Origin of the sequence: Brockia lithotrophica (genome assembly GCF_003633725.1) — a bacterium.
GTDB classification, from domain to species: Bacteria; Bacillota; Bacilli; order Thermicanales; family DSM-22653; genus Brockia; species Brockia lithotrophica.
This window is the reverse complement of the sequence record NZ_RBIJ01000001.1, coordinates 703128-729020: the sequence shown is the minus strand read 5'-3', so window position 1 is coordinate 729020 and position 25893 is coordinate 703128. Positions and strand designations below refer to the sequence as shown.

The 25893-nt window shown below is 66.9% G+C and carries 24 protein-coding genes and 1 pseudogene; 23 read left to right on the top strand and 2 right to left on the bottom strand.

Annotation, left to right across the window (positions count from 1 at the left end; all coding sequences use genetic code 11):
* Window positions 1–347: 347 nt before the first annotated feature.
* The 6 genes from C7438_RS03375 (at window position 348) to C7438_RS03350 (ending at window position 8015) form a co-directional block, all read left to right on the top strand.
* The gene (locus tag C7438_RS03375; RefSeq protein ID WP_121443894.1) at window positions 348–2315 is read left to right on the top strand and encodes an asparagine synthetase B family protein; all 1968 of its coding nucleotides are present in this window, start codon (window positions 348–350) and stop codon (window positions 2313–2315) included.
* Window positions 2299–3534: a pyridoxal phosphate-dependent aminotransferase gene (locus C7438_RS03370; protein ID WP_170143541.1), complete on the top strand. Its 1236-nt coding sequence runs from the start codon at window positions 2299–2301 to the stop codon at window positions 3532–3534. The genes C7438_RS03375 and C7438_RS03370 overlap by 17 nt, the downstream gene beginning before the upstream one ends.
* Before the next feature lie 22 nt (window positions 3535–3556).
* Window positions 3557–4705 carry a prephenate dehydrogenase gene (locus C7438_RS03365; RefSeq protein ID WP_245956474.1) on the top strand — a complete coding sequence of 383 codons (1149 nt, stop codon included), beginning with the start codon at window positions 3557–3559 and terminating at the stop codon, window positions 4703–4705.
* A gap of 122 nt (window positions 4706–4827) precedes the next feature.
* Complete coding sequence (aroA, locus tag C7438_RS03360; RefSeq protein ID WP_121443891.1) at window positions 4828–6174, top strand: 3-phosphoshikimate 1-carboxyvinyltransferase; 1347 nt, start codon at window positions 4828–4830, stop codon at window positions 6172–6174.
* Between the two features lie 283 nt (window positions 6175–6457).
* On the top strand, window positions 6458–7681 hold the full coding sequence (locus tag C7438_RS03355) for a hypothetical protein (protein WP_121443890.1): 1224 nt from the start codon (window positions 6458–6460) through the stop codon (window positions 7679–7681).
* A 118-nt stretch (window positions 7682–7799) separates the two neighbouring features.
* Entirely contained in the window at window positions 7800–8015 is a 216-nt protein-coding gene (locus C7438_RS03350; RefSeq protein WP_245956473.1) for an IDEAL domain-containing protein, read from the top strand.
* A 45-nt stretch (window positions 8016–8060) separates the two neighbouring features.
* Here the strand turns inward: C7438_RS03350 and C7438_RS03345 are convergent, their stop codons facing one another.
* A complete protein-coding gene (locus tag C7438_RS03345; protein ID WP_211322038.1) occupies window positions 8061–8975 on the bottom strand; it encodes a YitT family protein in 915 nt (304 codons plus the stop codon).
* Between the two features lie 100 nt (window positions 8976–9075).
* Here C7438_RS03345 and C7438_RS03340 point away from each other — a divergent pair, with 100 nt between their 5' ends.
* From C7438_RS03340 to deoC, 8 genes are all read left to right on the top strand, one after another.
* Window positions 9076–9462 (top strand): nucleotide pyrophosphohydrolase, encoded by a 387-nt coding sequence (locus C7438_RS03340; RefSeq protein WP_245956454.1) that lies wholly within the window; start codon window positions 9076–9078, stop codon window positions 9460–9462.
* 65 nt (window positions 9463–9527) lie between these two features.
* Window positions 9528–10325, top strand: coding sequence for a 4-hydroxy-tetrahydrodipicolinate reductase (dapB, locus tag C7438_RS03335; RefSeq protein WP_353653309.1), 798 nt, complete (start codon window positions 9528–9530; stop codon window positions 10323–10325).
* The gene (locus C7438_RS03330; protein WP_121443888.1) at window positions 10322–11602 is read left to right on the top strand and encodes a CCA tRNA nucleotidyltransferase; all 1281 of its coding nucleotides are present in this window, start codon (window positions 10322–10324) and stop codon (window positions 11600–11602) included. Before dapB ends, C7438_RS03330 begins: the two co-directional genes overlap by 4 nt.
* Window positions 11599–12726, top strand: a complete 1128-nt coding sequence (locus tag C7438_RS03325) for a biotin--[acetyl-CoA-carboxylase] ligase (RefSeq protein WP_245956452.1) — start codon at window positions 11599–11601, stop codon at window positions 12724–12726. The genes C7438_RS03330 and C7438_RS03325 overlap by 4 nt, the downstream gene beginning before the upstream one ends.
* Before the next feature lies 1 nt (window position 12727).
* Window positions 12728–14002, top strand: a complete 1275-nt coding sequence (locus C7438_RS03320) for a Na+/H+ antiporter NhaA (protein WP_121443886.1) — start codon at window positions 12728–12730, stop codon at window positions 14000–14002.
* 195 nt (window positions 14003–14197) lie between these two features.
* Window positions 14198–15628, top strand: coding sequence for a tRNA (N(6)-L-threonylcarbamoyladenosine(37)-C(2))-methylthiotransferase MtaB (gene mtaB, locus C7438_RS03315; protein WP_170143538.1), 1431 nt, complete (start codon window positions 14198–14200; stop codon window positions 15626–15628).
* A gap of 60 nt (window positions 15629–15688) precedes the next feature.
* Window positions 15689–16138 carry an NUDIX hydrolase gene (locus C7438_RS03310; RefSeq protein ID WP_121443884.1) on the top strand — a complete coding sequence of 150 codons (450 nt, stop codon included), beginning with the start codon at window positions 15689–15691 and terminating at the stop codon, window positions 16136–16138.
* Entirely contained in the window at window positions 16125–16889 is a 765-nt protein-coding gene (deoC, locus tag C7438_RS03305; protein ID WP_121443883.1) for a deoxyribose-phosphate aldolase, read from the top strand. Before C7438_RS03310 ends, deoC begins: the two co-directional genes overlap by 14 nt.
* Here the strand turns inward: deoC and C7438_RS03300 are convergent.
* A complete protein-coding gene (locus C7438_RS03300) occupies window positions 16886–17830 on the bottom strand; it encodes a Na/Pi symporter (RefSeq protein ID WP_170143537.1) in 945 nt (314 codons plus the stop codon). The genes deoC and C7438_RS03300 overlap by 4 nt on opposite strands.
* Before the next feature lie 534 nt (window positions 17831–18364).
* Here C7438_RS03300 and C7438_RS03295 point away from each other — a divergent pair.
* The 9 genes and pseudogenes from C7438_RS03295 to cdd form a co-directional block, all read left to right on the top strand.
* Window positions 18365–18841 (top strand): OsmC family protein, encoded by a 477-nt coding sequence (locus tag C7438_RS03295; protein ID WP_245956451.1) that lies wholly within the window; start codon window positions 18365–18367, stop codon window positions 18839–18841.
* Between the two features lie 88 nt (window positions 18842–18929).
* The gene (gene rpsU / locus C7438_RS03290; RefSeq protein WP_121443881.1) at window positions 18930–19103 is read left to right on the top strand and encodes a 30S ribosomal protein S21; all 174 of its coding nucleotides are present in this window, start codon (window positions 18930–18932) and stop codon (window positions 19101–19103) included.
* A gap of 143 nt (window positions 19104–19246) precedes the next feature.
* Window positions 19247–19528: a YabP/YqfC family sporulation protein gene (locus tag C7438_RS03285; protein ID WP_170143536.1), complete on the top strand. Its 282-nt coding sequence runs from the start codon at window positions 19247–19249 to the stop codon at window positions 19526–19528.
* A 3-nt stretch (window positions 19529–19531) separates the two neighbouring features.
* On the top strand, window positions 19532–20794 hold the full coding sequence (locus tag C7438_RS03280; RefSeq protein ID WP_121443879.1) for a sporulation protein YqfD: 1263 nt from the start codon (window positions 19532–19534) through the stop codon (window positions 20792–20794).
* 119 nt (window positions 20795–20913) lie between these two features.
* On the top strand, window positions 20914–21873 hold the full coding sequence (locus C7438_RS03275) for a PhoH family protein (protein WP_121443878.1): 960 nt from the start codon (window positions 20914–20916) through the stop codon (window positions 21871–21873).
* 74 nt (window positions 21874–21947) lie between these two features.
* On the top strand, window positions 21948–24125 hold the full coding sequence (locus C7438_RS03270) for an HD family phosphohydrolase (protein ID WP_170143535.1): 2178 nt from the start codon (window positions 21948–21950) through the stop codon (window positions 24123–24125).
* A gap of 90 nt (window positions 24126–24215) precedes the next feature.
* Entirely contained in the window at window positions 24216–24650 is a 435-nt protein-coding gene (gene ybeY, locus C7438_RS03265; RefSeq protein WP_245956449.1) for an rRNA maturation RNase YbeY, read from the top strand.
* Window positions 24651–24655: 5 nt separating this feature from the next.
* The gene (locus C7438_RS09615; RefSeq protein ID WP_121444072.1) at window positions 24656–25414 is read left to right on the top strand and encodes a diacylglycerol kinase family protein; all 759 of its coding nucleotides are present in this window, start codon (window positions 24656–24658) and stop codon (window positions 25412–25414) included.
* A gap of 39 nt (window positions 25415–25453) precedes the next feature.
* Window positions 25454–25873 (top strand): annotated as a pseudogene (cdd, locus tag C7438_RS03255) (cytidine deaminase); the annotation flags it as partial.
* Window positions 25874–25893: the final 20 nt, after the last annotated feature.

Below are 25893 nucleotides of genomic sequence, written 5' to 3'. Positions count from 1 at the left end.
GCCCGGAGGGACATATTCCCGGACGGGCATCCTGCGCATCCCCGTTGCGCGTTGCACCTTGGCGGCCTTGGGAGTAAGATAGTCGTGTTCTGGGGACTTCCCTCCTTCCCGGTTTTTCCGAGGACTCCGACGATTTCCGTGGTTTCCTCCCGGCAAACGCGGGGTTCCGACGACAAGGAAGCCGTGGGGCGGTGCGCGGGGCGACCCCCTCGTCTGCCGTCGGCGGGCAAGACGAAACTTTACCGGGCAACTCGCGGGAAGAGCTTTGGGAAGGCGCGTTCCCCGACGAAGCAGCGGTCGACATCTCAAAGAAACGATTCTGCCCTTGGCGAAGGAGATGGCGCGGGATGAGCGGGCTTTGGGGTGTTGCACGTTTCGTTCGGTCTCATGCGGAGGACGGAACGGTCGGCGAAGAGGGCCCGTCTCGCGACGGCGTCCTCGAGGCGATGGCCGGGCGTGCGTTGCACCGGGGTTCTCCGGAAATCGCCTATCGGCGGGAAGGAATCGGAATCGGCGTTTGGATCGACCGAGGATCTCCCGGGGCTTCGGAGGGGGAGGTGAAGGCCCTCGGCGTGCGTCGGGGTGCCATAGACCTCCGAACGGGACGCTACGCCCTCTTCGACGGAAGGCCGGCCAACGCACGCGGAATCCTGCGCTACGCCCGCCTCCTGTTCGGGGGGAGGCTTCCGGAGACTTCGACGGGGGACGAAGTCGAACGGGCGATCCTCGCCCTCTACGACCGGTTCGGGGAAGGCGCATTTTCCTACCTCCACGGCGCCTTCGTCCTCGTGCTCCATGACCCCGAAGCGGAGACACTGTACCTCGTCCGCGATCCTTTCGGCGTTCGTCCTTTGTTCTACTCCGCAGGGGGCGGGAGTTTGGCCTTTGCATCCGAGCTCAAGGCCCTCCTTCCCGCCCTCTCGCAGGCGCCCGAGGTAAACTTCGAAGCCTTGCTCATGTACCTCACCCTGCAGTACGTCCCCGGCCCCTTTACGCCGTTTCGCGAGGTATTCCGCCTTCGTCCCGGCCACTTCCTCCGCGTTCGCCCCGCGGGTACGGAGGAAGTGCGCTACTTTACCCCGACCGTCGATCCCGTCGAGCGGACGGAGGAGTTCTGGACGCACGCGATCCGCGCGACGGTAGAGCGGACGTTCGATGCGGAGTGGATTCCCGGCGAAACCGGCGTACTTCTCTCCAGCGGAGTCGATTCTTCGATCCTGGCGGCGCTCGCCCGAAGGCGCGGAGACGTGCCGACGTTTTCCGTATGCTTCGGGGGCCCGAACGACGAATGTCCCTTGGCGGAGGCGACGGCGCGCTTCCTGGGGACGAAGCACCGCTCTTGGCCGGTGACGCCCGAGGAGTACTTCGGGCGCGCGGCGGAGGCCGCCTTCGCCTTTGACGAGCCCCTCGGAGATCCGTCGGCCGTAGGGCTCTACCTCCTCGTGGGGCGCGCCTCAGAGTACGTGCGCAAGGTCCTCTCCGGCGAAGGCTCCGACGAGTTCTTCGGAGGGTACCGCATTTACTTGGAGCCGGCCGCCATCTCCTGGGCCGCCCACCTCCCCGGACCGGTACGCCGCGCGCTCCGCACGCTCTTTCGCAGCCTCCCGGGATTCTACGGGAAAAACTACCTCTTGCGCTCCGTGACCCCCTTGGAGGAGCGCTACGTGGGGAACGCCAAGGTCTTCACCGAAGACCGATTTGCGGCCTTCCGACCGGAGGTTCGCGACGCGCTTCGCGGAGCACGCGACGCCTTTTCCTGGGCAAAGGAGGTCTACGCCTCCTTGCCGCCTGCCGTGGACGACGTCGCCCGCATGCAGCTCGTCGACCTCAACCTCTGGCTTCCCGGGGACATTCTCGTAAAGGGCGAGCGCTCGACGGCGGCGCACGGGGTGCACCTGGGAATGCCCTTCATGCACTTCGACGTCTACCGCCTTGCCTCGCGCATCCCTTCGTCGTTCAAGGTACGCGGAGGGCAGAGCAAGTACGTCGTCCGCCAAGCCTTCCGCGACATCCTTCCCCCGCACGTCGTCGATCGGCCGAAGCTCGGCTTCCCCGTACCGCTTCGCGACTGGCTGCGCCAAGGGTATGCCGACCGGATCGTCGCCCGCATCGCCGAATCGCCAGCAGCCGCCTTTCTCGACGTAGACTACGCCGCTTCGCTCGCCCGCGAACACGCGGAGGGAAGGCGGGACAACGCCCGCAAGCTCTACGTCCTCTACGCCCTCGCCCTGTGGTCGGAGGTCTTCCTCGCCTCGGCGGCACGTGCGGGCGCATCTCCGGATAAAGGGGGAGTTTCCCGTGACCTCGCCCTCTGAACCGCCCTTCGAAGGGGTTCGCGTGCGTGCGAACGCCCGAAGCGGCCTCGTCCGCTACGTGCCCGGAGAATCTCCGGCAGACGTGGCGCGGGAAGCGGGTCTGACTCCGGCGGATGTCGCCAAGCTTTCCTCCAACGAAAACCCCTACGGCCCTTCCCCCCGGGTTCTCGCCGCGCTCCGGGAGGCCGTAGGAGATCCGGAAGTCCTTTTGCGCTATCCGGACGGGGCTTCCCGCTCCTTGCGCGCGGCGCTTGCGCGCCGGCACGGAGTCGCCCCTTCGTGGATCTTTGTCGGCGCCGGACTCGAAGACGTCCTGCAGGCGATCGCCGCCCGCTTTTTGGAACCCGGCGCGGCGGCCGTGATGAGCCGACCGAGCTTTGCCATGTACCCGATCCTCACGCGCCTCTTCGGCGCGACGGCCGTAGAAGTTCCCGTACAGGAGGGACGGCACGACCTCGCAGCTTTGGCGGAGGGCGTCCTTAGGAACGAAGACGTGCGCCTCGTGTGGCTCGACGTGCCGGACAACCCCCTGGGCACGACCGTGGATCCCGCGGCGCTGGAGGCCTTCGTCGCCGAACTTCCCGACCGCGTCCTCCTCGTCTACGACGAGGCGTACGCCGAATACGTCGCACCCGGTGCGGCGCCGTCGGGCGTCGAACTCGCACGGCGACGGCCGAACGTCCTGGCGCTTCGGACGTTCTCCAAGGCCTACGGTCTTGCGGGACTGCGCGTGGGCTACGCCGTAGGACACCCCGAGCTCGTAGAGCTCTTGGAAGAGGCACGGCGCCCCTTCAACCTCTCCGCCCTCGCCCAGCGGGCCGCGGAGGCGGCGCTCGAGGACGAGGCGCACGTCCTCGAGGTCGTTCGGCGCACGCGCGCGGCGCGGAAGCGCCTCGCCCGCGAGTTGCGGGAACTCGGGTACCCCGTACTTCCTTCGGAGACGAACTTCGTCTTCGTGCCCTGGGCTACCGAAGAGGCCCGGAGGTTGCTCGCGTCGTCCGAGTGCCCGGCGGGGAGCCTTCCTGGGAAGGCGCGGGAAATCGCCATCGGCGAGGCCCACGTCCGCCTGAAGCGCGCGGGCGTCGTCGTCCGTCCCTTCCCGCCGCTCGGGCTTCGCATTTCCGTGGGCACGGAGGCCGACGTCGATCGCGTGCTGTCGGCCTTCCGCGCCCTTCGAGACGGAGAAGGTACGCCGCAGGGCGGGGCCCCTACGAACTGACGAGGTGAGAACTTCGGTGGAAATGCGCGTGCTCATCGTCGGCCTCGGCCTCATCGGCGGGTCGCTCGCCGCGGCGCTTACGCGCGGCGGCTGGGAGGTCGGAGGGACGGACGCCGTTCCGGGGCGCATCCGTCGGGCCCGCGAACTCGGATTCATCTCTCGCGAAGAACCCGATTTTCTCCGCGCCGTATCCGCCTACGACGTGATCGTCCTCGCCACGCCCGTGCGGACGATTCGCACCTTGCTCGAGTCGCTGCGCACGGCGCGCCTTAGGCCAGGAGCGGTGATCACGGACGTAGGGAGCACGAAGGCGGGAATCGTGCGCCTGGCGGAAGAAGTCTTCCGCGACCGGGGCGTGTACTTCGTCGGCGGCCACCCCATGGCGGGTTCACACAAGGCGGGATTGGAAGCGGCGCACGCGGATTTGTTCGAAAACGCGTACTACGTCCTCTGCCCCGCGGCGGGTACGCCGGAGGGCGCCCTGGCGCTCGTCCGTGAGGTACTCGCCCCGACGCGCGCAAAGCTCGTGACCATGGATCCGGACGTTCACGACCGGGTCGTGGGCCTCATAAGCCACCTTCCCCACGTGGTCGCCGCCATCCTCGTGCACATGGTCCTCGAGCGGCGAAACGAGAGCGACTGGTACTACTACCTTGCGGCCGGTGGGTTTAAAGACCTCACCCGCATCGCCGAGGGAGATCCGGCCATGTGGCGGGACATCCTCCTCGAGAACCGCGAGGTGGTGGCGGCGTACCTCGAGGAAATCGCCCGGCGTGCGGAAACCCTCGCCCGGCTCCTCCGAAACGCCGACGACTTCGGGCAAGGGGAGAACTTCGAGGGGGACCTCGAAGGTACGGCAGACGTCGAGGAGTTCTTGTACCGATTTTTTTCCGAAGCTTCGCGCTACCGCCGCGCCCTTCCGGAAAAGCGGCGCGGGGCGATCCACCCTCTGTTCGAGCTGTACGCCCGCATTGCGGACCGCCCCGGGGAGATCGGTCGGCTCACCACGCTTTTGGGAGAGCACGGGATCAACCTCACCAACCTCGAAATTTTCGAGCTTCGGGAAGATGTCTGGGGGATCCTCCGCTTGGCGTTTCGCAACGAATCCGACCTCCTTCGCGCCCACGAAGTGCTGCAGGAGGCCGGCTACGACGTGGAGTTTCCCCGCTGACGCCCACCGACGCGGCCCGACCTTCCTCCGGGGGAGCCGCGGCCGGCGTCGCCTCGGGTACCGCGGTCCGTAGGTTCGTAGGTTTCGCAATCTCTTCGCGACGCGAGGGAGGGAACGCCTCCATGTCCGATCCGTCGTCCGCCTTGCCCTTGCGCCCCGTTCGGCGTGTGCGCTTCGACGGGCGCCTCCCCGGGGACAAGTCCCTCTCCCACCGGATCCTCATGCTCGGCGCGCTGAACCGGGGAAGGGTGAAGGCCCGCGGGGTCCTCGCCTCCCAGGACGTCGAGGCGACCCTCCGCCTCGTTCGGGCCTTGGGCGTCGACGTCTCCGTGGCCCCCGACGACAGCGGTGTCGACGCCCTTGCGGTGCACCTGGCGGGCTTGGGCCCCGAACGTTGGCAAGAGCCCCGGCACGTGGTCGACGCGGGGAATTCCGGGACGACCTTGCGGCTCGCCCTCGGACTCGTGGCGCCGTACCCGATCGCCGTCGTGTTTGACGGCGACGATTCCCTCGCCCGCCGCCCCATGCGCCGCGTCGTAGATCCGCTTCGCCGCGCAGGCGCCGCGGTGCTTGGCCGCGCCGACGGCGAGTACCTTCCCTTGGCCATCCGCGGCGGAAACCTGCGCCCGCTCTCCGTCCGCCTTTCCGTAGCCAGCGCCCAGGTGAAGTCCGCACTCCTCTTCGCCGGACTCGGTACGGAAGGCGAACACGTCGTCGAGGAGCCCGTCGTAAGCCGCGACCACACCGAACGCCTCCTTCGGGCCCTCGGCGCCCCCCTCGAGGTCGAGCCCGCCGGCGGGGAAGGGGCAAGGCGCCTCGTCCTTCGGGGCCCGTTCGTCCCCGAAGGCGACCACGAAATCCGCGTCCCCGGGGACATCTCCTCCGCCGCCTTTTTCCTCGGACTCGCCGCCGCCCACCCGGATGCGGAGGTCGTCGTGCGCGAGGTGGGCCTCAACCCGACGCGCACCGGCTTTCTCGACGTGCTCCGGAGGATGGGGGCTGTGGTCGAGGTATCCGAAGAGGGTGAGGTCTGGGGAGAACCCGTGGGCTCCGTACGCGTCGCGTCTTCCCGCCTGCGCGGCGTGACTGTAGGCGCCGAGGAGGTCCCCCGCCTCATCGACGAACTCCCCCTTCTCGCCGTCCTCGCGACGCAGGCGGAGGGGCGGACGGTCGTCGAAGGCGCGTCCGAACTCCGGGTAAAGGAGTCCGACCGCATCGCGGAAATTGTGCGCCTCCTCCGTCCCATGGGCGCCGAAATTGCCGAGCGTCCGGACGGGTTCGTCGTCGAAGGGCCTACGCCGCTTCGCGGCTCTCCAGGAGATGCGGCGGGCGACCACCGCCTCGCCATGTCCTTTGCCGTGGCGGCCGCCCTCGCCCGCGAGGGGACCTCTCTCCTCCGCGGACACGAGGCCGTGGCCGTCTCCTTTCCGTCGTTTTTCCGCCTTTGGGAATCCCTCGAAGCCCGCTAAGACGGATGCGCTTCGCGCGCTCGGGGGGCGCCTCGTTGCTTCGTTGCCCGGAAAACGGGCGAAAGGATGGCCAGTCGTGCGAAGGCGGCGCGTTCCACCGCCCGGGAGGCGGGCGAAAGGGAGTTTCATCGTGCGGCGGGAAGGCACCCGAAGGGCCTTCCCGCCGTTCTAGTTCCGCCCCTGCCGCCGTACCCATGGGAAGGATCCCGCGCCTGCGGAAGCCCGCACCCGGCGACCGCGGGGACGCGCGGAACCTTGGGACGGAAGGGCGGCAGAACCGAGGATGGACGGAAAGATCGAACGCGCGCGCCGGTTCGGCATCGATACGGCAGGGGAGCACGGCGACCTTGTCGTCCGCGACGGCCGAGCGTACGACCTCGGCGGATGCGGCGGCAGCCGGACGGCGCGTTGGCGGATCGACGCGCAGGGCGGAATCTTGCGCCCGGCGGTAGGCGCCCTCGTCGTACTCGGGAGCATGCGGGCGCATCTCGAAGAACATCCCGCCCGCGGGCGCGCGTTTTGGCGGCGCTTGTTCTACGCCGGCGTCGGAACGGCGGTCGAACTCTTCCCCTACGACGGCAGGCTCCCCTTTTCTCTCGTGTGGGCGCGCGCGCACCGCGCCTACACAGATTCCCCCTTGACCTACGCGTTCGTCCCCGTGCTGCCGCTTGCCAAGTTCACCCCGGCACTCGTGGGCGAACTGCGGCGCGCGGGGATCGCGCTCGTGTGGACGTACGGCGAGCGGTGGCCGTATCCGTACGGACGGCGGGGGACCGCGGAATTTGTCTCCCGTTCGGGGATTTCGGTTCTCCACACCCTTTGGTCGCCCGTGTGCGGCGGCGAACTCCCTTCCTCCCGCCGCGGCCCCGTCCCGCACGGAGAGCTTGAGGCTGGGGCGGGCTTTTCTGCGGAGGGGGGAGGTAGCGAGGAGGAGGGGCCGCCTTTTGCCCTCCTTCCCGACGAACCCGTGCGCGTCGTCGAGGAGGGACTCGTGGTCGCCGGGTTTTGCCCGGCGGAATTTCTCCTTCGGGTGTTTTGTGCGTTGGGCGAGTTTCTCGCGCGCGGCGGCGAAGGGGATGCGGGCCCTCCGTGGAACTGCCGGGCGGCCGTTTCCGCGCGCGGCGGTAGATCCGTCTCCCTCGAGCTGCCGGAGGAAACGGCCCTGCTTGGCAGGCCTACGCTTCAAGGGCGTCTCTACCGCCTCTTGGGCCTCTATCCCGAACGGGGGCGCCTCACCCCCGGCGCGACCGCCGACTTCGTCCTCTTTCCTCCCCGCATGGGCACGCGGCCCCCGCGATTCCTCTTTCTCGACGGCGTCCCCTACCTCCTCGTACGCCCTTCCGAGGAGCCCCTCGATTCTTCTCTCCCTAGCGGAGATGCGGGGGACGGGCGGGCCGAACCTTTTCGCCCTCGTCTTCCCTTGGCCGTCTGGGGCCCGCCGTGGGGACGCGGCTACTACTTGCGGGCGACGCGCCGCTGGTCGCACGGACGCCTGGTTTCCCTCTAAGGTGGTCCCTGCGAGACCAAGTTTTCTCCGATTGCGGGATTCTCCGAGATTACGCCTCCCCTTTCCGGGAAATAACGGGTAAGAGAGACCCGGACGAGGGGAGGGGGCGGTCGTGGGTATGGAGAAGCAGGTCGAACGGCGATCGCAGACCGGCGATCCCGTGACGGCGATCGTTGCGGAAATCGTCCTCGAGCAGGCGGTTCGCGCCCACACGGTCGAGCGCCTGCGGCGGGAAATCGATCGGGCTCTCGACGAGCGCGACCGGGAAAAGTTCGAGGAACTCGCCCTTCTTTTGCGCAGGCTCCTCTCCGAGGAATCGGGAAAGACGGAGTAAAGCCCGCCGCCTTTGCTCGGCGGGCTTCTTGCGCTAGGATTGTGTTTAGACGGTGTCCCGGGGTTGCGGGGGTTCCGGCGCCGGTTTCGGCCCTTCCCCCGGACTTTCCCACGTAAACCCTTCTCCGTGGACGTCGTGGGCTTCCGTGACGACGAAGAAGGCACGCGGATCTTCTTCGAAGATGATCTGCTTGAGGCGGGCGAGCTCGCTCTGGGAAACCACGACGTACAGAAGCGGGTACTCCGTTCCCGAGTACGCTCCGGTGCCCCGGATGTACGTGGCGCCGCGCTCGAGCTCGGCGAGCACGCGACGGGCGATCGCCTGAGAGCGGGTGGAGATTACGAGCACGGCGCGTGCGGCGTAGGCCGTCTCTTGCACGAGGTCGACGACGCGGGCACCGATGAACAGGGCGACGAGGGTGTACATCGCCCGTTCGAGGTCGAGGTATGTGGCGATGGAGAGGAGGATCACGCCCGCGTCGAAGAAGAACATCGCGCGGCCGACGTTCACCCCCGTGAGCTTGTGCACGATCCGTGCCACGAGGTCGGATCCCCCCGTGGTCCCGCCGCTTCGGATGATGAGGCCCAGCCCCAGGCCGATGCTCACGCCGGCGTAGAGGGCGGCGAGGAGGAGGTCGTGGGTGACGAACGAGCGAAGGGGCTTCATCCACTCGATGAAGATCGAGCTCGTCACCGTGGCGAAGATCGTGCGCACGAGGGCGGCCCCTCCGAGCGTGCGCCAGCCGAGGAAAAACAGCGGGAGGTTGAGGGCGAGGATCGTCCATCCCGGGGGCCACTGCGCCCGGTAGTACAGGATCAGGGCGATCCCCGTCACCCCGCCCTCGGCAAGCCCGCTCGCGAGGATGAAGGCGTTCAGTCCGGCGGCGAAGACGGCGCTCCCCGCGAGGAGGAGCGCGTAGTCGAGGAGGAGAGAGCTCAGGCGCATTTTGCCGATCGGCATGACGCTACTCCTTTCGCCCGCTCCCTTATTGTAGCGAAGCGTTTCCTTCTGCCCAAGCGATGCACGCCGTTTTCCCGCGCGACGAGGGAGGTGGGGTTGGGTGTCTGAAGCTGCGCGCGAAGGACAGACGCCGCAGGTGCGCAAGACGCTGGCCGAGATTCAGCGCGAGGTAGACGAACTCATTTCCGGCTACGCGGCGGGGTACTTTACGCCGCTCACGATGATCGCCCGCCTTGCGGAGGAGGTCGGCGAGCTCGCCCGCGAGGTGAATCACCGCTTCGGAGAAAAGCCCAAAAAGCCGACGGAGCCGGAAGGCAGCCTCGAGGAAGAGCTCGGAGACATCTTTTTTGTCCTCGTGAGCTTTGCCAACGCCCAAGGAATCGACCTCGAGGCGGCATACGAGGCGGTCATGGCGAAGTACCGAACACGCGACCGCGACCGTTGGCCGAGGCGGGAGCCGGTTCGCGAAGGAGGGGATTCGCGGTGAACGCAGGGGAGTCTTGGGGAGTGCGGAAGGAGCGAGAAGAGGCGACGGGCGTGGCCCCTACTCCCGTGCGCGTCGCCGTGGGAGGAGCGTTCGGACGCATGGGGCGGGAGGCGGTGGAGCTCGTGCGCGCGACGGAGCACTTCCTCCTCGTCGGGACGGTGGACCGCCGCGGGCGAAGCCTCGAAGGCGTTCCCGGATTTTCCTCGGTGGACGAGCTCTTTTCCGCCGTCCGGCCGGACGTCTACGTCGACTTCACCTCCCCGGAGGCCGTCTACGGGCACACGCGGGCGGCCCTCGAAGCGGGCGTTCGCCCGGTGGTCGGCACGACCGGGCTCGCGCGGGAGGAGATCGAAGAGCTCGCCGCCCTCGCCCGGAGCAAGCGGCTGGGTGCGGTGATCGCGCCGAACTTTTCCCTGGGTGCGGCCGTCATCCGCCGGGCCGCGGCCCTCGCGGCGCGCTTCTTTCCCCACGTGGAGATCGTGGAGATGCACCACGACCAAAAGAAGGACGCCCCGTCCGGCACGGCCCTCCTCCTCGCGGAGGCGGTCGCGGAGGCGCGCGGCGGGAGAGCGGGTGGCGTCTTGGGAGAGGCGGGGTCGCCTCCGTCTCCCGACCATCCAGCGCGCGGCGTCCTCGCCTTCGGCGTACCCGTCCACAGCGTGCGTCTTCCCGGATTCGTCGCCCACCACGAGCTCCTCTTCGGCGGCGACGGGGAGTGGCTCACGCTTCGCGTGGACACGGTGACGCGCCGGGCGTTCATGCCGGGGCTCCGCTACGCCGTGGAGCGCGTGCTCGAGCTCGAAGAACTCGTCTACGGGTTGGACCGCCTGCTCGAACGGGAGCTTGAGGAGGGGCAGGGGTGACGGAGGACGGCGTTTGGGAAGGGGCGTGGCAGATCGTCGGGCGCTTGCGCGCCGCAGGCCATGCGGCGTACGTCGTAGGCGGAGCCGTGCGCGACCGCATGCTCGGCCTTTCCGTGGACGAAGTGGACATCGCCACTTCGGCCACGCCCTCCGAGGTGCTCGCCCTCTTCCCGGAGGCCGTCCCTACGGGAGCGGCGTACGGCACGGTCACCGTCCTCTGGGGGGGAAAGGCGTACGAGGTGACCACCTTTCGCCGCGAGGTGTACCCCACCGCCGACCGCCATCCGGTCGTCGTCTTCGGCACCTCGCTCGAAGCGGACCTCGCCCGGCGCGACTTCACGATCAACGCCATGGCGATGGGCCCGGACGGCGAAGTGGTCGATCCCTTCGGGGGCCGCGAAGACCTGCGGCGGGGGGTGGTGCGCGCCGTCGGAAATCCAGAGGAACGCTTTCGCGAAGACCCGCTCCGCATGGTGCGCGCCGTACGCTTTGCCGCGCGCTTCGCCTTCGCCGTCGAGGAGAGGACGTGGGAGGCCCTCGTCCTTTTGCGCCTGGAACTCGTGCGCGTGGCGCGCGAGCGGATCCTCGCGGAAATCGAAAAGCTCTTCCGCCGCGAGGGGATCGGGCGCGGTCTCGCCTTGTTCGATGCCGCGGGACTTCTCGCCGTAGTTCGCGCGCAGCTTCGTGCGGTCGCCGAGAGGCTCTTTCCCCGCCTTTCGCCCGATTTGCCTCGCGCCGTCCTCGTGTGGGTGTGGGAGAAGTTTCTCGGCGATCCGCCCGGATATCCCGAGGGCTTCTTTCGCCTCCCCTGGCCGAGGCGCGTTCGCCGCGCCGTCGCGAGCCTGGAAGCGGATCTGGCGGAGCTTTCGGCCTCCCCTCCGCTGGCGGGGCTTCCGTGGCCGCTCGTGCGCGCCTGGGCCGAAGGCGACGAAGAACGCGCTGCAACGCTTTTTTCCCTCCTCGCCCTCCTGCGTGAGGCCGGGGCGGAGAGGGATCTCGTGTCGTTGCCGCAGGAGGCGCTCCCCCTTCCCGAGCGGTGGGCGGACGTACGCGCGCACCTCGGCGCGCTCCCCGTTCCGACGTACCGCGACTTTCCTCTCGAGTTGGGGGAGTTCCTTACTCGCTACGGACTCAGGCCCGGGCCGTGGGTGCGCGAGCTGCGGGAGTCGCTCTACCGTGGCGTGAACGCGGGGCGTTTCCCGCCGGATCCTGCGGCCCTCGAGGCGGAAGCCCTGCGCCTCGCGGCGCACCTCGGCGGGCAGGAGAAGAGGGGGTGAAAGGTGTGGACGAAGGGCGGCGGCGGGCTACCGGAGGTCCCGCCGCAGAGGAACGCGGTGCGGGGCTTCGTGCGGCGGTCCTCGCGGCGCTCCGCGCCGCAGAGGGGAGGCGCGTATCCGGAGGAGAGTTGGCCCGCCGTCTCGGGGTGAGCCGCACGGCGGTCTGGAAGGCCGTGGAGGCTTTACGGCGGGAAGGATTTCCGATCGAGGGCGTCCCGCGCGGGGGGTACGTCCTCCTCGATCGTTCAGACGCTCCGAGGTCCGTGGACGGCGGTGCCGGGGGAGGGACCGAGGTGGGCCGCACCCTCTTTTCCGAAGCGAAATTTGCCTCTCTCCTCCGGACGCGCGTCTTGGGTCGCGTGCGTCGCGTCTTTTCCGAAGTTCCTTCTACCCAGGACGAGGCCAAGCGCTGGGCGCAGGAAGGTGCGCCCCACGGCGCGCTCGTGTTGGCCGACGCCCAGACGCGGGGGCGCGGTCGCCACGGCAGGCGGTGGGTGACGGTTCCCGGCCGCACCCTGTCCTTTACCCTCGTCCTTCGCTACCCGCTTCCTCTTGCTGAAATCCCACCGCTCGCCCTCACGGCAGCCGTAGCTCTCGCGGAAACTGTCGTATCCTTCGGCGGCGTACCTACACTCAAGTGGCCTAATGACCTCGTCCTCGACGGACGCAAGGCGGGTGGGATTCTTTTGGAGGTAGAAGGAGAGGCAGAGCGGGCGTCGTGGGTCCTTCTTGGGATCGGCGTAAATATAGGGGATATCTCCCGGGAAATCCCACCGGATCTTCGGCCCGTTGTTCATTCGATCGCCGCACATCTTGCCGCCCGTGGGAAAGAGGCTCCAGGGCGGGAAAAGTTCCTCGCCGTGCTCTTGGAACATCTTGAGGTGCGTCTCGACGAATACGTGCATGAGGGATTTGTTTCTGCGCGGAGGGCGTTTCTCTCCTACGCCCACCCATTCCGCGGCGCGATCCGCGTAAAGACGACGCACGGTGTAGTTGCAGGGCGGATGGTCGGGGTTGGACCACGGGGGGAGCTCCTCCTCCTCCCAGAAGACAATCCGGCAAAGGGTGCGAATACTCACGCTCTCTTGACCTTGTCGGCGGCGGAAATCTTAGGGGAAGTGTAAAGTGGGGCGTGCCTTCCGTAGGACTCACCAAATCTTTCGCGACTATGCGGGGCCGCTCCTCATTGGACTTGGGGTGGCCCTCATTTGGGCAAATCTTTTTCCTGCGTCGTACGAGTTGTGGATGCAAACGCCGTGGATCGATCTTCCCGGGGTGGGCAGAGTATCCTGGGAGTGGCTCGTAAACGACGTCTTCATGACGTTCTTTTTTGGTGTCGTCACAGCTCACGTCGTCTCCACCTTTGCCCGTTTGGGAAGTATGCGGGACGTCGTTGCTTATGCCTTTACCCCCTTTCTTGCCATGACTTTTGGCGTCGTCTTTCCCGCGGGTCTATACCTCGCGGCTGTATTCTTTCTAGGTCATCCCGAGTGGGCGCGCGGCTTTGGCATCGTCACAGCGACGGATATTGCTCTTGCCTGGCTTGGTGCTCGTATCGCCTTAGGAGCGCGACATCCCGCCATCTCTTTTCTTCTCCTCGTCGCCATCGGAGACGACATTGTGAGCATGCTCGTGATCGCTTTCTTCTACCCTAGGCCAGATCGTAACTTCATTCCGGAGGCCCTTCTTTGGGTGCTCGGCGCTATAGTCGTTGCTCGACTACTTTCCCGTACGTTTCCCGAACAGTGGGTGTTTACTACCCTCGTTGCTGGGTGCCTGTCTTGGTACGGACTGTTTCACGCCGGTCTGCATCCTGCCCTCGCCCTCGTGCCGATCGTCCCTTTCCTGCCCTTTTCCTCTATTCCCACAATCGGCTCAGGCGATCCTTCATCGAACGCCTCTCCTTCGACTTCAGAAGAGAAGGTCGGGTTGAGGGGGGACGTTTCTAAAATGCCCGGGGAGGGGGACTCGCCGCTCGAACGTTTTGCAAGATCTCTTTCTGGTCCTGTAGATGACGGTCTCTTTTTGTTTGCTCTTGCCAACGGTGGGGTGGCGTTTTCTCACGTTGGAGTTCTTTCTGGGGTTATCGCGTTGTCGCTCCTTTTTGGAAAGGTGGCGGGCATTTACGCTGCCGGGCGGCTCACGGAAGCCGTCGGTTGGCTACGTGCTGTGGGCTTCAACCGTTTTAGTTTGTTTCTCATCGCACTAAGTTCCGCAAGTGGGCTTACGGTTTCTCTCTTCGTTGCCGACGCCGCCTTTGCCCATGATTTTGCTCTCAAGTCCGAGGCAAAGGCGGGAGCGCTCTTCAGTCTTGCGTTTGTCGCTCTTGCCGCTTTTCTCGGCCGATTTCGAAATAGCGGTTGCCGTGATCTGCCTGCGGACGATCGGGAGGGTACGTAGTTCAAATCCTTTTTGGTTCCATACCGTACGGGGAAGGATGGCTTCGTTTGTGCTTTGTGCCGGGCCGGGAAGTGGGAGGTTCGGTATAATTCGGTATAATACAGATATGCAACCACGTGGGCGTGTCCAGTGTTCGTGCCTACGTTCCTGAGAAGAAACGAGACGACTTCTTGCTTTTCGAAAGGAGGGATAGCCGTGCCCAAGGCGGCGTACGCCACCCTCGGATGCAAGGTCAATGCCTACGAGACCGAGGCGATCGCCCGTCTCTTCGCTGAGGAGGGATACGCGCGCGTCCCCTTCGGGGAGGCAAGGGAGGACGTTGACCTCGTCGTCGTGAACACGTGCGCCGTAACCCACGTTGCGGAACGAAAGAGCCGCCAGCTCGTGCGCCGTGCGGTCCGCCTCTACCCGCGGGCGATCGTCGTCGTCACGGGGTGCGCCGCGCAGCTCGCGCCGGAGAGCTTTGCCCGCATCCCGGGGGTGGACGTCGTCGTGGGCACCTCCGGGCGGGGCGACCTCGGGGAGCTCGTCCGGAAGGCGCGGGAACGCCGGGCGGCGGGGATTTCCGAGCCCGTAGTCGCGGTGGGGGAGATCCTGCGCGTTCGGGAGTACGAGGAACTTCCCGCCCTGGGAAGCTTCGAACACACCCGCGCCTACCTCAAGGTCGAGGAAGGATGCGGCAACCACTGCACGTTTTGCATCATCCCCCGGACCAAGGGCCCCGTGCGCAGCCGGCGCATCGTCGACGCCTTGCGGGAGGCGGAAGAGCTCGTCGCCCGCGGCTACCGGGAGATCGTCCTCACGGGGACGCACCTGGGCGCCTACGGAGAGGACGGTGCAGCGGCGCTGTCCGGTCTGGACGAAGGGGAGGTGCAGGCGGCGGGCGGTCCCCTCGCCTACCTCGTGTTGCGCCTCGCGGCGATTCCCGGCTTGTGGCGCATCCGCCTGAGCTCGGTGGAGGTCGGGCAACTCGACGCCCGCTTCGTCCGGGCGCTGGCGGCGGCGGAAAAGGTCGCCCCCCACTTCCACGTCCCCCTGCAGTCCGGCGACGACGTCGTCCTCGCCCGCATGCGCCGCCGCTACACCACCCGCGAGTACCGCGAGGCGATCGAGCGGCTCCGCACGTACTTTCCGGAAGCGGCGGTGACGACGGACGTGATCGTCGGCTTTCCGGGGGAGACGGAGGCGAGCTTCGCGCGCACACGGGCGTTTCTTGAAGAGATCGGTTTTGCCCAGCTCCACGTCTTCCCGTACTCGCCGCGCGCGGGTACGGCGGCCGCGAAGTTTGCCGACGCGGTTTCCGATGCGGAAAAGCGCCGGCGGGTCGCCGAGCTGATTGAGCTGGACCGCGAGCTCCGGAGCCGCTTTCGCCGCCGTTTCCTCGGCCGCGCCGTGGACGTGTTGCCCGAGGTCGTCCTCCCACCGCGCGGGGCGGACGCCGGCGAGGAGGCGCAAACCGTCTTGGAAGGGACGAGCGGCGAGTACCTTCGCGTTCGCGTCCCCTCTCCGCCGGGACTTCTCGGCGTGCCGATGCGGGTTCGGATCGAACGGGAGGAAGGGGAAGTGCTCTGGGGGCGCCCGCTGCGCGTCCTCGAAGAAACTCGAGAAGGCGTGGGACTCGCGTAGGATTTGCTCGGCAAGTGGCAAATGAAGTTTCGCTATTTTTTCTGATCGGGAGGGAAGCGCGTGGAAGTTTCCGCAGGAGGGATCGTGTACCGAAAGGGCGAACGCGGGCCGGAAATCCTCGTGATCGAAGACCGCTTCGGACGCATCGCCTATCCCAAAGGCCATTTGGAGGCAGGGGAGACGCCGGAGCAGGCGGCCCTGCGCGAGGTGGAGGAGGAGACGGGAATTCGCGGGGCGATCGAAAGCTACCTCGGCCGAGTGTCCTACCGGTACGTCCTCCCGGGCGGGGCGTCCCAGGAAAAGGTCGTAGACGTCTACCTCATCCGTGCCGTCGGAGGCGAACTCTCGCCGCAGTACGAGGAAATTTCCGACGCCTACTGGGTGTCCCCGGCGCAGGCCCTGGAACTTCAGGAGAGGCGCGGGTACGTGAACAACGCCGAGGTGTTCCAGGAGGCGGTGCGGCGCCTCGCCCAGGAGCCCCGGGGGGTGTCCCGCGGTGGACGAGGCTAGCCGTTGGGGAGCGCGGGAGCTCGCCCGTGCGATCGACCACACCCTCCTCCGCCCGGACGCGCGGGAGGAGGAGATTTTGCGGCTCCCGGACGAAGCCGTGCGCTACGGGTTTGCCGCCGTGTGCGTGGCGCCGCGTTGGGCGGCGCGCGTGCGCGAGCGCCTCGAAGAATTGGGAGTGAAGGGGAAGGTTCGCCTCGCCGTCGTCGTCGGCTTCCCGCACGGGACGACCACTTCCTCCGTAAAGGCGTTTGAAGCGGGGGAGGCCGTGCGGGCGGGGGCGGACGAGCTCGACATGGTCCTTTCTTTGGGCGACCTCAAAGACGGGCGATTGGAGCGCGTGCGCGCGGACATCGCCGCCGTCGTGGAAGCCGCAGAAGGCCGCCCCGTCAAGGTAATCCTCGAGACCGCTCTTCTCACGGCCGAAGAGCGGGCTTGGGCTGTGGAGGCCGCCGCAAGTGCAGGTGCGGCGTACGTGAAGACGGGGACGGGGTTCCCACCCGGAGGACCCGCGACAGAAGAAGACGTGCGGGCGCTCGCCGCCCTCGCGCACCCGTACGGCCTTCGCGTCAAGGCATCGGGGGGGATTCGCGACGCGCGTACGGCCCGCCTCCTCCTCGCCGCAGGGGCAGACCGCCTCGGTACGAGCTCCGGAGTGGCCATCGTTCGAGAGGCGGAAGAAGAGGAGCGCCGCCGAACGGGTGCAGGCGGGATCGAGCCGGAAGGACCGGCCCAAGGTCCGGCGGAGGACTAAGGCAGACGGGCGACGATGCGGGCGATCGAAGCTGCGAAGGGGAGGAATGCCGCGGCACTCGCGAAGTTGAACGCCCCCTGGACGAAAGCGAGCTTTCCCAAGGCGCTCCCCCCCTCGGGGGCAAGCCACCGGGCGACAAGGGGAACGAGGGGGACGGCGAAGAGGACGCCGAGCACGTTTACGAACAGGTGGGCGTACGCCACCCGCCGCCCCGCCCGCCCTGCCAACGCGCCTGCGACGAGCGTGTCTGCCACGGTTCCCACGTTCGTACCGAGGGCGATCCCCACGGCCGCCTCGAAAGGGAGGAGCCCCTCTTCCACGAACGCCGCCGTGAGGGCGGTCGCAGCCGTGCTCGACTGGAGGACGGCCGCGAGGAGGACGCCGACAGCCGTCGCGGACCACGGTCCACCGGCAGCGGCGTAAAGAAGGCGGCGGACGAGGGGGGATGTGCCGGCCCCTTCCGCTCCGCGGGCCAAGAGCTCCAGCGCCTCGAGGAGGAGGCCGAAGGCGAAGACCGCCACGCCCGACCATGCAAGGGTGGTCCCGCTTCCGCGTCTTGTCGTCCGGGCAAGCCACCACCCCGCGGCGGCGAGGGTGGCCCCCGCGAGGTACATCGCCTGCGGCCCGGGGAGCCGGGGCAGAGAGAGGGCAAAGAGCGTGGCCGTGGTCCCCACGTTCGCCCCGAGGACGAGGGCGACGAGCGTTTCCCCCGCCAAGCCCCCCGTTTCCGCCGCGGCAACTGCGGCGATGAGGAAAGCGCTCGACGAGTGGACAAGGGCGGAGCCGAGCACCCCCACGAGAAAGCCGAAGGTGCGCCCTTGGGGAAGGCGTCCGAGGAGTTCAACGCCCGCATCGTTTTCGCCCCAGATGCCCCGAAGCCCGCGGCGCAAGGCGAAGAGGGCGGCGAGGAAGAGGAGAATCCCCCAGAAGAGGTCTGCCACAGCCTTTCCCCTTTTTCGTCGTTTCCTTTGTCGGGCTTTGTCGGGCGCATTCCGCCCGCCTGTCCCTTCGGGATACCTCTTATGCAAGCGGAACGCTCCGCTTTCCCGCCCACGTCCTTCGCACCGCCGTACCGCAGAGTTCGAAATTCCGGCCGTTCGCGGGCGTACGGCGTACCCTTCGCTTTTCCTGTAGGCCGCACCTTCGAGCGGGGAAGCGAGAGGTCCTCGCACTCGCCCTCCGGTCCACCGCGGGAACCTGCATTCGGGGTGCGAATTTTTTCTTCGGGGATCTTTTGCGGGGTAGACGGAGAGGAAGCCTTCGGATATACTGGGGTTGGCCGTTATGTGAATGAAGTATCATTCACATAACGGCGGCCCGGCGGGGGCCGGTTGTGCGGGAGCGGGGCGACGTCGCCGCCGGCGGAAACCCTCATGGGTACGTTTCGGCTGGTCCAAACGAGCGGAACGAGCGAGTGGGGGTTTGGGGCATCCTACGGAAGCGAAGGCAATTCTACCTTTGCGGGAGGGATGGACATGTCGATGAAGGAAGACGTCCGCAGCGAACGTCGGGATCCCGAGGTCGGTCATGCGCTTCGGGCGGAAACCCGTTGGGCGGGAGGGATGAAGGTCCGCATTGCTTCGCGGGGACACGAAATTCTCGTAGACGAACCACCGGAACTCGGCGGCGAGGATACGGCCATGAACCCCATGGAGCTCCTCCTCGGCGCCCTCGGCGCGTGCGTGACGCTCATGTGCGTCGCCTTCGCTCCGAAGTTCCGCGTACGGGTACGCGACGTGCGCGCGACGATCGAGGGGGACTTCGATCCCCGTGGCTTCCAAGGCCTCGCCGACGTCCGCTACGGATTTTCCCGCGTGCGCCTCGACCTTCACCTGGACGCGGAAGGGGACGAGCGCGATATCGAGCGCCTCGTGCACTTCGCCTTCGAGCGGTGCCCCGTGGCCGATACGCTGCGGGGGGTGGAGGTTGAAAAGCGGCTCGTACGGGAGTGAAACTCGCACCTTTACTTTCCCCCCTCCTATCGTGTAAGATGGTCACGCATGGGCGGGCCACGGCCCGGCGGGGAGGGGGGGAGAGGACATGGCGACGATTCGCGTCGGCGATTTCGACTCGCTCGACAGCGCGCTTCGGAAGTTCAAGCGCGAGCTCTCGCGCGAGGGCGTCATGCGCGAGATCCGGAAGCGGGAGCACTACGAGAAACCCGGCGTGCGCAAGCGGAAGAAGGCGGCCGGTCGCCGCGGCAAGCGCCGCTGACGGTCCGAACCCTCTTCCTCCCGTTGGGTAGATCGGGTGGCCTCGTGGGCGGAAGCGCAAACTCCGGAGACGGTGGGAAAACCCGCCGTCTCTTTGCGTATATCCCCCGTTTCTCTCCGCGTATGGTTTTTCGGGGGACGGAGATGCAAAGACCGTGGTTCGTTCGGCTTTTCGACGCCCTCGACCTGCCGCCGGAGTCGGCGCTCACGCCGGAGATCGTCCTGTCTGGGTACATGCGCGTCCGCATCGAAGGGCGCAGCGAACTCCTCGCGTTTTCCCCAGAGGGCGTCGACGTACGCCTCCCCGACGGTGAGGCGTACATCCGAGGGAGTTCCCTCGTCGTCCGGAAGTACGACGCGGAGGGGCTTACGCTTGAAGGCGACATCGCCTCCGTTCGCATTCTGCGGCGGGGAGAGGGGGGATAGGCGGTGCCGAGGCTGGCACGGGGGTACGTGCGCGTGCACTGGTTTCCTCGGGAGGGCCACCCCCCTGCAGAGGGGCTGAGCCAGCTGGCCGCCCACGGCGTGGCCGTGCGCGACGTGGTGTACGCCGCTCCCGACCGCGTGGAGTTCACGGTTCGCGTCGAGGACGTCCGCACGTTGCGAAACGTCCTTCGCGGCGCGGGTAGGATTCGCTTCGGAGAGCGACGCGGCCCTTACGCGTGGCTCAAGGCCTTGCGCGCGCACCCCGGAGGAATCCTCGGCTTTACCGCGTTTCTCCTCCTTCTTTGGGTGTGGAGCGGGTTCATCTGGGTCGTACGTGTGGAAACCGACGGCCCCTACGTGTCCCCGGCGCCGGAAGCAGGAAGGAACCAAAGCGCCGCCCGCGGGTTCGACCTTCGGCTCGCCGCCGCCGTCCGCGAGGATCTCGCCCGTCTGGGCGTACGCCCGGGGACTTGGAAGGGCAACCTCCCTTCGCCGGAGGCGATTTCCGCGCATCTCCGTGAGCGCCATCCCGAGCTCGGGTGGGTGGGCTTTTCCGTCGATGGCGTCGTGGCGCGCGTCGTGGTCGTTCCCAAGGTTGGCGATCCCACGCCCCCATCCGGGGTTCCGCAGCACCTCGTCGCCGCCAAGCGCGCGGTGGTCGTCGGCTACGAACTGGCCGCGGGAAAGCTGCGCGTGCGGCCGGGCGACAGCGTCGAGCCGGGCGAGGTCCTCATCTCCGGCGTTTTGGGACAAGAAGGAGGGGAGACGAAACTCGTGCCCGCCCGTGGGCGCGTATTCGGCGAGGTGTGGTACGAAGTCGAGGTGAGCGTGCCACGCGAGCGGCGCGAGCTCGTTTTGGGTTCGAAGAGCCAGAGGTTTGTCTCCCTTTTCGCGGGGGACGCCCGGAAGGAGATCTTCCGCCGCGGGGACGCGCTTTCCGGCGAAAGTACGGAGGCCGTCCGCCGCTACGCCCTCCCCCTCCTCCCGTGGCAGATCGGCATCGAGGTGGGGGAGCGGAGGGAGCTCGTCCCCGTGGTGAGGAGCCTGAGCGCCGAAGAAGCCGAGGAAGTCGCAAAGGACCTCGCCCGCCGCGAGGTGCTCGCGCAGGCGCACGAGGGACGCGTCGCGCGCGTGCTCGTTTTGCACCGCGAGGTCGGCCGTGATAAAGTTACGTTGAAGCTCCACATCGCCGCCGTCGAGAACATCGCCCGTCCCGAACCCGTTTCCGCAGGGGGAGGGCGTTCGGAGGCGCAGCCCGGGGCGTAGGCGTTGGACGCCTTCCCGGGCGCGTGGGCGGAGGTTTGGCGGGGCGAAGGGAGAACAATACGCCTTTCCGGCCGCCCTGCGGCGGTCGGCGGGGCAAAAAGGAGCGATGGACGGCGTACATGGGTGCGGCGGTGAAGCCCATCCGGCTCCTGCATCCGGGAGAAGGACTTTCCCTTTTCGGGCCGCATGACCGCTACCTTCGGCGCATCGAAGAGGCGTTTCCCGTAAGGGTGGTTCTTCGGGGCGACGAGGTTCAGCTTTTGGGCGACGAGGAAACCGTACGGGTCGTCGGGTCCCTTCTCGAAGTGCTCGTGGCGCTCGTCCGCCGAGGACACACGCTTACGGAGCACGACGTCCTTTACGCCATTCGCCTCACCGAAGAAGGGGATCCCCGGCGACTTTTTGTCCTTTTTGAAGAAGAGCTCACGCGCACGGTGCGCGGCCGTCCCGTGCGCGCCCTTACCCTCGGGCAGCTGTACTACGTCCAGGAACTCCGCCGGCGCGAAATCGTCTTCGCCGTCGGTCCCGCCGGTACGGGGAAGACGTACCTCGCTGTCGTCTTTGCCGTGAAGGCCTTGCGAAGCCACGAGGTTCGTCGGATCGTCCTGACGCGCCCCGCGGTGGAGGCGGGCGAGCGCCTCGGCTTTCTCCCCGGGGACCTGCAAGAAAAGGTCGACCCATACCTCCGGCCGCTCTACGACGCCCTGTACGACCTTCTGGGGGCCGACGTTGTCGCCAAGGCGATCGAACGCGGAACGATCGAAATCGCCCCGCTCGCGTACATGCGCGGGCGCACGTTGGACGAGGCCTTCGTCATCCTCGACGAGGCGCAGAACACGACTCCCGCACAGATGAAGATGTTTCTCACGCGCCTCGGTGCGGGGTCGCGCATGGTGATCACCGGGGACCTCACGCAGGTCGACCTCGCCCGCGGAGAGGTTTCCGGCCTCGAGGACGCTTTGGGCCGGCTCAAGGACATCCCCGAGATCGGGATCGTCACTTTGCACGAGGCGGACGTCGTACGCCACCCCTTGGTCGAAAAGATCGTGCGGGCGTACGAGGGAGATCGCGGGACGTAACTCGAGGTCGGGAAGCGCGGAGCGGTTTGTCGGAGACGTCGTGTTTCGTCCTCTTTGGAAAGGAGGGGGGGGATGTGCTGGCTTCGTTTCGTCGCCTCGTGCCGCGCCTTTTTCGGCCGTTCGTTTGGGTCCTTTACGGCGTCGTTCTCTTCGTCCTTTTGGCGCAGGCCGTGCGCGCAAACCAGGCGACGATCGAACTCGGTTCGCGGGCGAAGGAGCGCATCGTCGCCCCCCGGACGGTGTACGACGCCGAGGCAACGCAGCGCCTGCGCGAAGAGGCGGCCAACAAGGTTGAGCCCGTCTACACGGTGAACGACGCGATCACGCAGGTGCAGCTCAACCTCGTGCGCCGCTTCTACGACGACGTCATCGCCTACCGCAGCCAAGAACCGGAACCGCCGTACGCGGAACGCGTCAAAAAGATCAAGGACGAACTCAGCCCCTTCTCCCTTCCGGACGACGCCTACCGCACGTTGGCCAGCGTTCCCGTGGAGACGCTCAGGGCGATGGAAAACGTGACCCTCTACCTCGTCGAGCAGATCCTCCACGCCGGCGTTCGGGAGGAGGAACTCGAGCGCGCTCGGGCCCTCGTGGACGAACGGATGATCGTGTCGAACCTGAGCCCCGCGGCGCGCAGCGCCGTCCAGGAGATCGCGCGGAGGGCCATCGTGCCCAACGTCACGTTGGACAAAGAAGCTACGGAAGCCGCCCGGAAAAAGGCGGCAGACTCCGTTTCTCCCGTGTACATCTACGAGGGAGATACGATTGTCGACGTAGGTCAGGTGATTAACAGCGAGGTTCTGAGGAAGCTCAAGCTCCTCGGGCTCGTGGATCCGTTTCCCGTCAAGCCCCTTGCTGGGATGGCCCTCTTCGGCTTGCTCAACCTCGGGGCCCTGCACGTGTCCTTTCGCCGGATTCCCTTTCGTTCGGGGATTCCCCAGGAGACGGCACACGCCGTGGCCGGGTTCTCCGCCCTCCTTGGACTTTTGGCGATGGCCGCCTTTTTCTGGCTCTCCGAGGCTACGGGGCGGAACTTCATCTACCTCGCCCCCTTTGCCATGTCTTCTTTTCTTGCCACGCTCATCCTCGGAGCTTCGGCGGGGCTCGTCCTCGGAGCGCACCACGCGCTCGTGGCGGCCTTCTTTTTCAAGGAGCGCCTTGGGCAGATCTTCGACGCCCCGGTGTTTCTCGTGGCCCTCCTTACGGTGGGCGTAGGGTTGTACCGCTTGGGGCGCGCGGAGACGCGGCGCGACCTCGTGGGTGCCTCGCTTTGGGCCGGGATCGCCGGAGCGTTTGCCCTTTTTCTCTACGCGCTCCTCGCGAACGAACCCCTCGCCTTTCCCGACGGGCTTCAGCGCTTCGTCCCGGCGTTTCTTTCCGCCCCGCTCGCCATGGTGCTTGCGGCCGGCGTGCTCCCCGCCTTCGAGGCCTCGTTTGGGATTCTCTCGCCCATGACGCTTCTCGAACTCGCAAACCCCAACCATCCTCTCCTCCGCAAGATCCTCCTCGAAGCTCCGGGCACGTACCACCACAGCCTCATGGTGGCTAACCTCGCGGAGGCGGCCGCCGAGGCGATCGACGCGGACGGGCTTCTCTGCCGCGTCGGGGCGTACTACCACGACGTAGGGAAGACGGTGCGCCCCGCATACTTCGTGGAAAACGAAATGGGCGGACCCAGCCCCCACGAGCACCTTTCACCCTTCGTGAGCCGGGACATCATCTTCGCGCACGTGACGGACGGGGTGCGCATCCTCGAGGAGCATCGCTTTCCCAAGGCCATCGTGGACATCGCCGCACAGCACCACGGGACGAGCGTCCTTCGCTACTTCTACGTGCGCGCGCGCGAGCACGATCCCGACGTGCGCGTCGAGGCGTTCCGCTATCCAGGCCCCAAGCCGCAGTTCAAAGAGGCGGCGATCGTGATGCTCGCGGACAGCGTGGAGGCGACAGTGCGCTCGTTGAAGCACCCGACGCCCGAGGAAGTCGAGGCGGCGGTGAACGAGGTGATCCGCGAAAAGATCGAAGACGGGCAGCTCGGGGAGTGCGACCTCACGATGCGCGAGATCGAGCTCATCCGCCGCGCGTTTTTGGAGACGCTCGCAGGGATCTTTCACCGGCGCATCGAGTACCCCAAGCTCCCCACCGCCGGCCCTTCTCGGGAGGTCGAAAGGGGCGGCTCGGAAGTTTCGCGGGAACTCTCGGATGGGGGGAGTCTGCCCGCGTCCGAAGGCGACCCGTCGCCCGCGCCGTGAGCGTCGTCCTTGGTCTGCGCCTTTCCCGGAGAGAACCGCCCCCCGTCCTGGCTTCGCGGTTTCCCGACGTTCGACGAAGGAGGAATTCCTGTGGCCCTCGAACTCGACATCCGCTACGCCGTCGACGACTTTCGCCTGAGCGCGGAAGAAGAAGACCTCCTCGTCCGCATGCTCGAAGAAGGGCTTCGGCGCGAATGGGTCCCGGCGGCGGAGATCTCCCTCTCGTTCGTAGACGACGAAGAAATCCGCGAGCTCAACGCCCGCTACCGGGGCGTGGACGCTCCGACGGACGTCCTCACCTTTCCCCTTGACGACGATCCCGTCCTCGGCGACATCGTCGTGTCCGTGCCGACGGCCCGCCGGCAGGCGGAGGCGTACGGACACTCCCTCCGCCGGGAGATCTTTTTCCTGATCGTCCACGGCTTTTACCACCTCCTCGGGTACGACCACGACACGGAGGAAGCCGAAGCGGAGATGTTTCGGCGGCAGGAGGAACTCCTTGCGGCCTTCGGCATTACGAGGTGACGGCGGTGGCCGAGTGGCGGCGGATTTTCCGGACGATCCGCTTTGCGGGGGAAGGGCTGGGCGAAGCGTACCGCCGAGAGGCGAACTTCCGCGTGCACCTTTGGCTTGCTGGCTATGCCGTTCTTGCGGGGTGGGTCGGCGGGATCTCGCGGGAGGAGTGGCTCTGGGTTCTTCTGGCCATAGGGATCGTGTTGGGGGCGGAGCTGGGGAATTCCGCCGTCGAGCGCGTCGTGGATCTCGTGACGCCCGACGTCCACCCCCTCGCCAAGGCGGCCAAGGATTTGTCCGCGGCGGCCGTGCTCCTCTCCGCCGCCTTTGCCCTCGCGGTGGGCATCATCGTCCTCCTCCCGCCGTTTGCCACACGCGCCTTTGAACTCCGCGGCCGCGTACCGACCGAATTCCTCGTATGGGGTGCGCTCGTCGCCTCCGGGCTCGCCCTGGGAATCGCCTTGGGCGGAAGACCGAAAGAGGGCCGTACCTCGGACGGAGGAAGGCCCTCTGCCTCGGACCCCCAGGTCTCGGGCGGGGTGCGGACGTTTGCCGCGACGTCCTTCCCTTTCCTTCCCAGGGACTTCTTGGCCTTGGGTGCGGACGTCCTTTTCGCCCTCCTCTATTGGCGCGCTTCCTTTTTCCCCCTTCCTGTGGTAGCATGTGTTCTGCCTCCGCTTGCCTACGTATTCGCCTTTTCCGGCCCTCGGCGCCCGCTTCACGTCTTTCTTTGGTTTGCCGTGTGGCTGGGCCTCGGCGTTCTCGAGCGGATGTAGCCCTCCCGAAGTCGGGAAGCCGGTTCAGGAGGTCGAATCGTGGAACAGACGACGTGGGAAGCGCTTCCGCCGGAACATCGCGAGGGGCTTCGTCGGGCCGTAGAGGCGCGCGAAGGCGCCTACGTGCCGTACTCACACTTTGCCGTGGGTGCGGCGGTGCGTACGGGTTCCGGCGCGTACGTCCAAGGGTTCAACATCGAAAACGCGGCTTACCCCCTCTCCATGTGCGCGGAACGGGTTGCCCTGTATCGGGCGTACGCAGAGGGCGAACGCGAATTTCGCGCGCTCTACGTCGTGGCCGACGCCCCCCGTCCCGTCCCGCCGTGCGGTGCCTGTCGCCAAGTGATGGCAGAGCTCTGTCCCCCAACGATGCCCGTGATCCTCGCCAACCTCCGCGGGGAAGTGCTCCTCACCACGGTCGAAGAACTCCTTCCCTTTTTCTTTGCTCCGGATGACCTCCTGCGGCAAGAGAAGGGGGG

Coding starts and splice junctions, on each gene's coding strand:
- C7438_RS03295 (WP_245956451.1), top strand. CDS start 18,365: ATGTCGATGAAGGAAGACGTCCGCAGCGAACGTCGGGATCCCGAGGTC.
- C7438_RS03345 (WP_211322038.1), bottom strand. CDS start 8,975: ATGCCGATCGGCAAAATGCGCCTGAGCTCTCTCCTCCTCGACTACGCG.
- C7438_RS03275 (WP_121443878.1), top strand. CDS start 20,914: ATGGGTGCGGCGGTGAAGCCCATCCGGCTCCTGCATCCGGGAGAAGGA.
- rpsU (WP_121443881.1), top strand. CDS start 18,930: ATGGCGACGATTCGCGTCGGCGATTTCGACTCGCTCGACAGCGCGCTT.
- C7438_RS03350 (WP_245956473.1), top strand. CDS start 7,800: ATGGAGAAGCAGGTCGAACGGCGATCGCAGACCGGCGATCCCGTGACG.
- C7438_RS03365 (WP_245956474.1), top strand. CDS start 3,557: ATGCGCGTGCTCATCGTCGGCCTCGGCCTCATCGGCGGGTCGCTCGCC.
- C7438_RS03375 (WP_121443894.1), top strand. CDS start 348: ATGAGCGGGCTTTGGGGTGTTGCACGTTTCGTTCGGTCTCATGCGGAG.
- C7438_RS03285 (WP_170143536.1), top strand. CDS start 19,247: ATGCAAAGACCGTGGTTCGTTCGGCTTTTCGACGCCCTCGACCTGCCG.
- C7438_RS03355 (WP_121443890.1), top strand. CDS start 6,458: ATGGACGGAAAGATCGAACGCGCGCGCCGGTTCGGCATCGATACGGCA.
- aroA (WP_121443891.1), top strand. CDS start 4,828: ATGTCCGATCCGTCGTCCGCCTTGCCCTTGCGCCCCGTTCGGCGTGTG.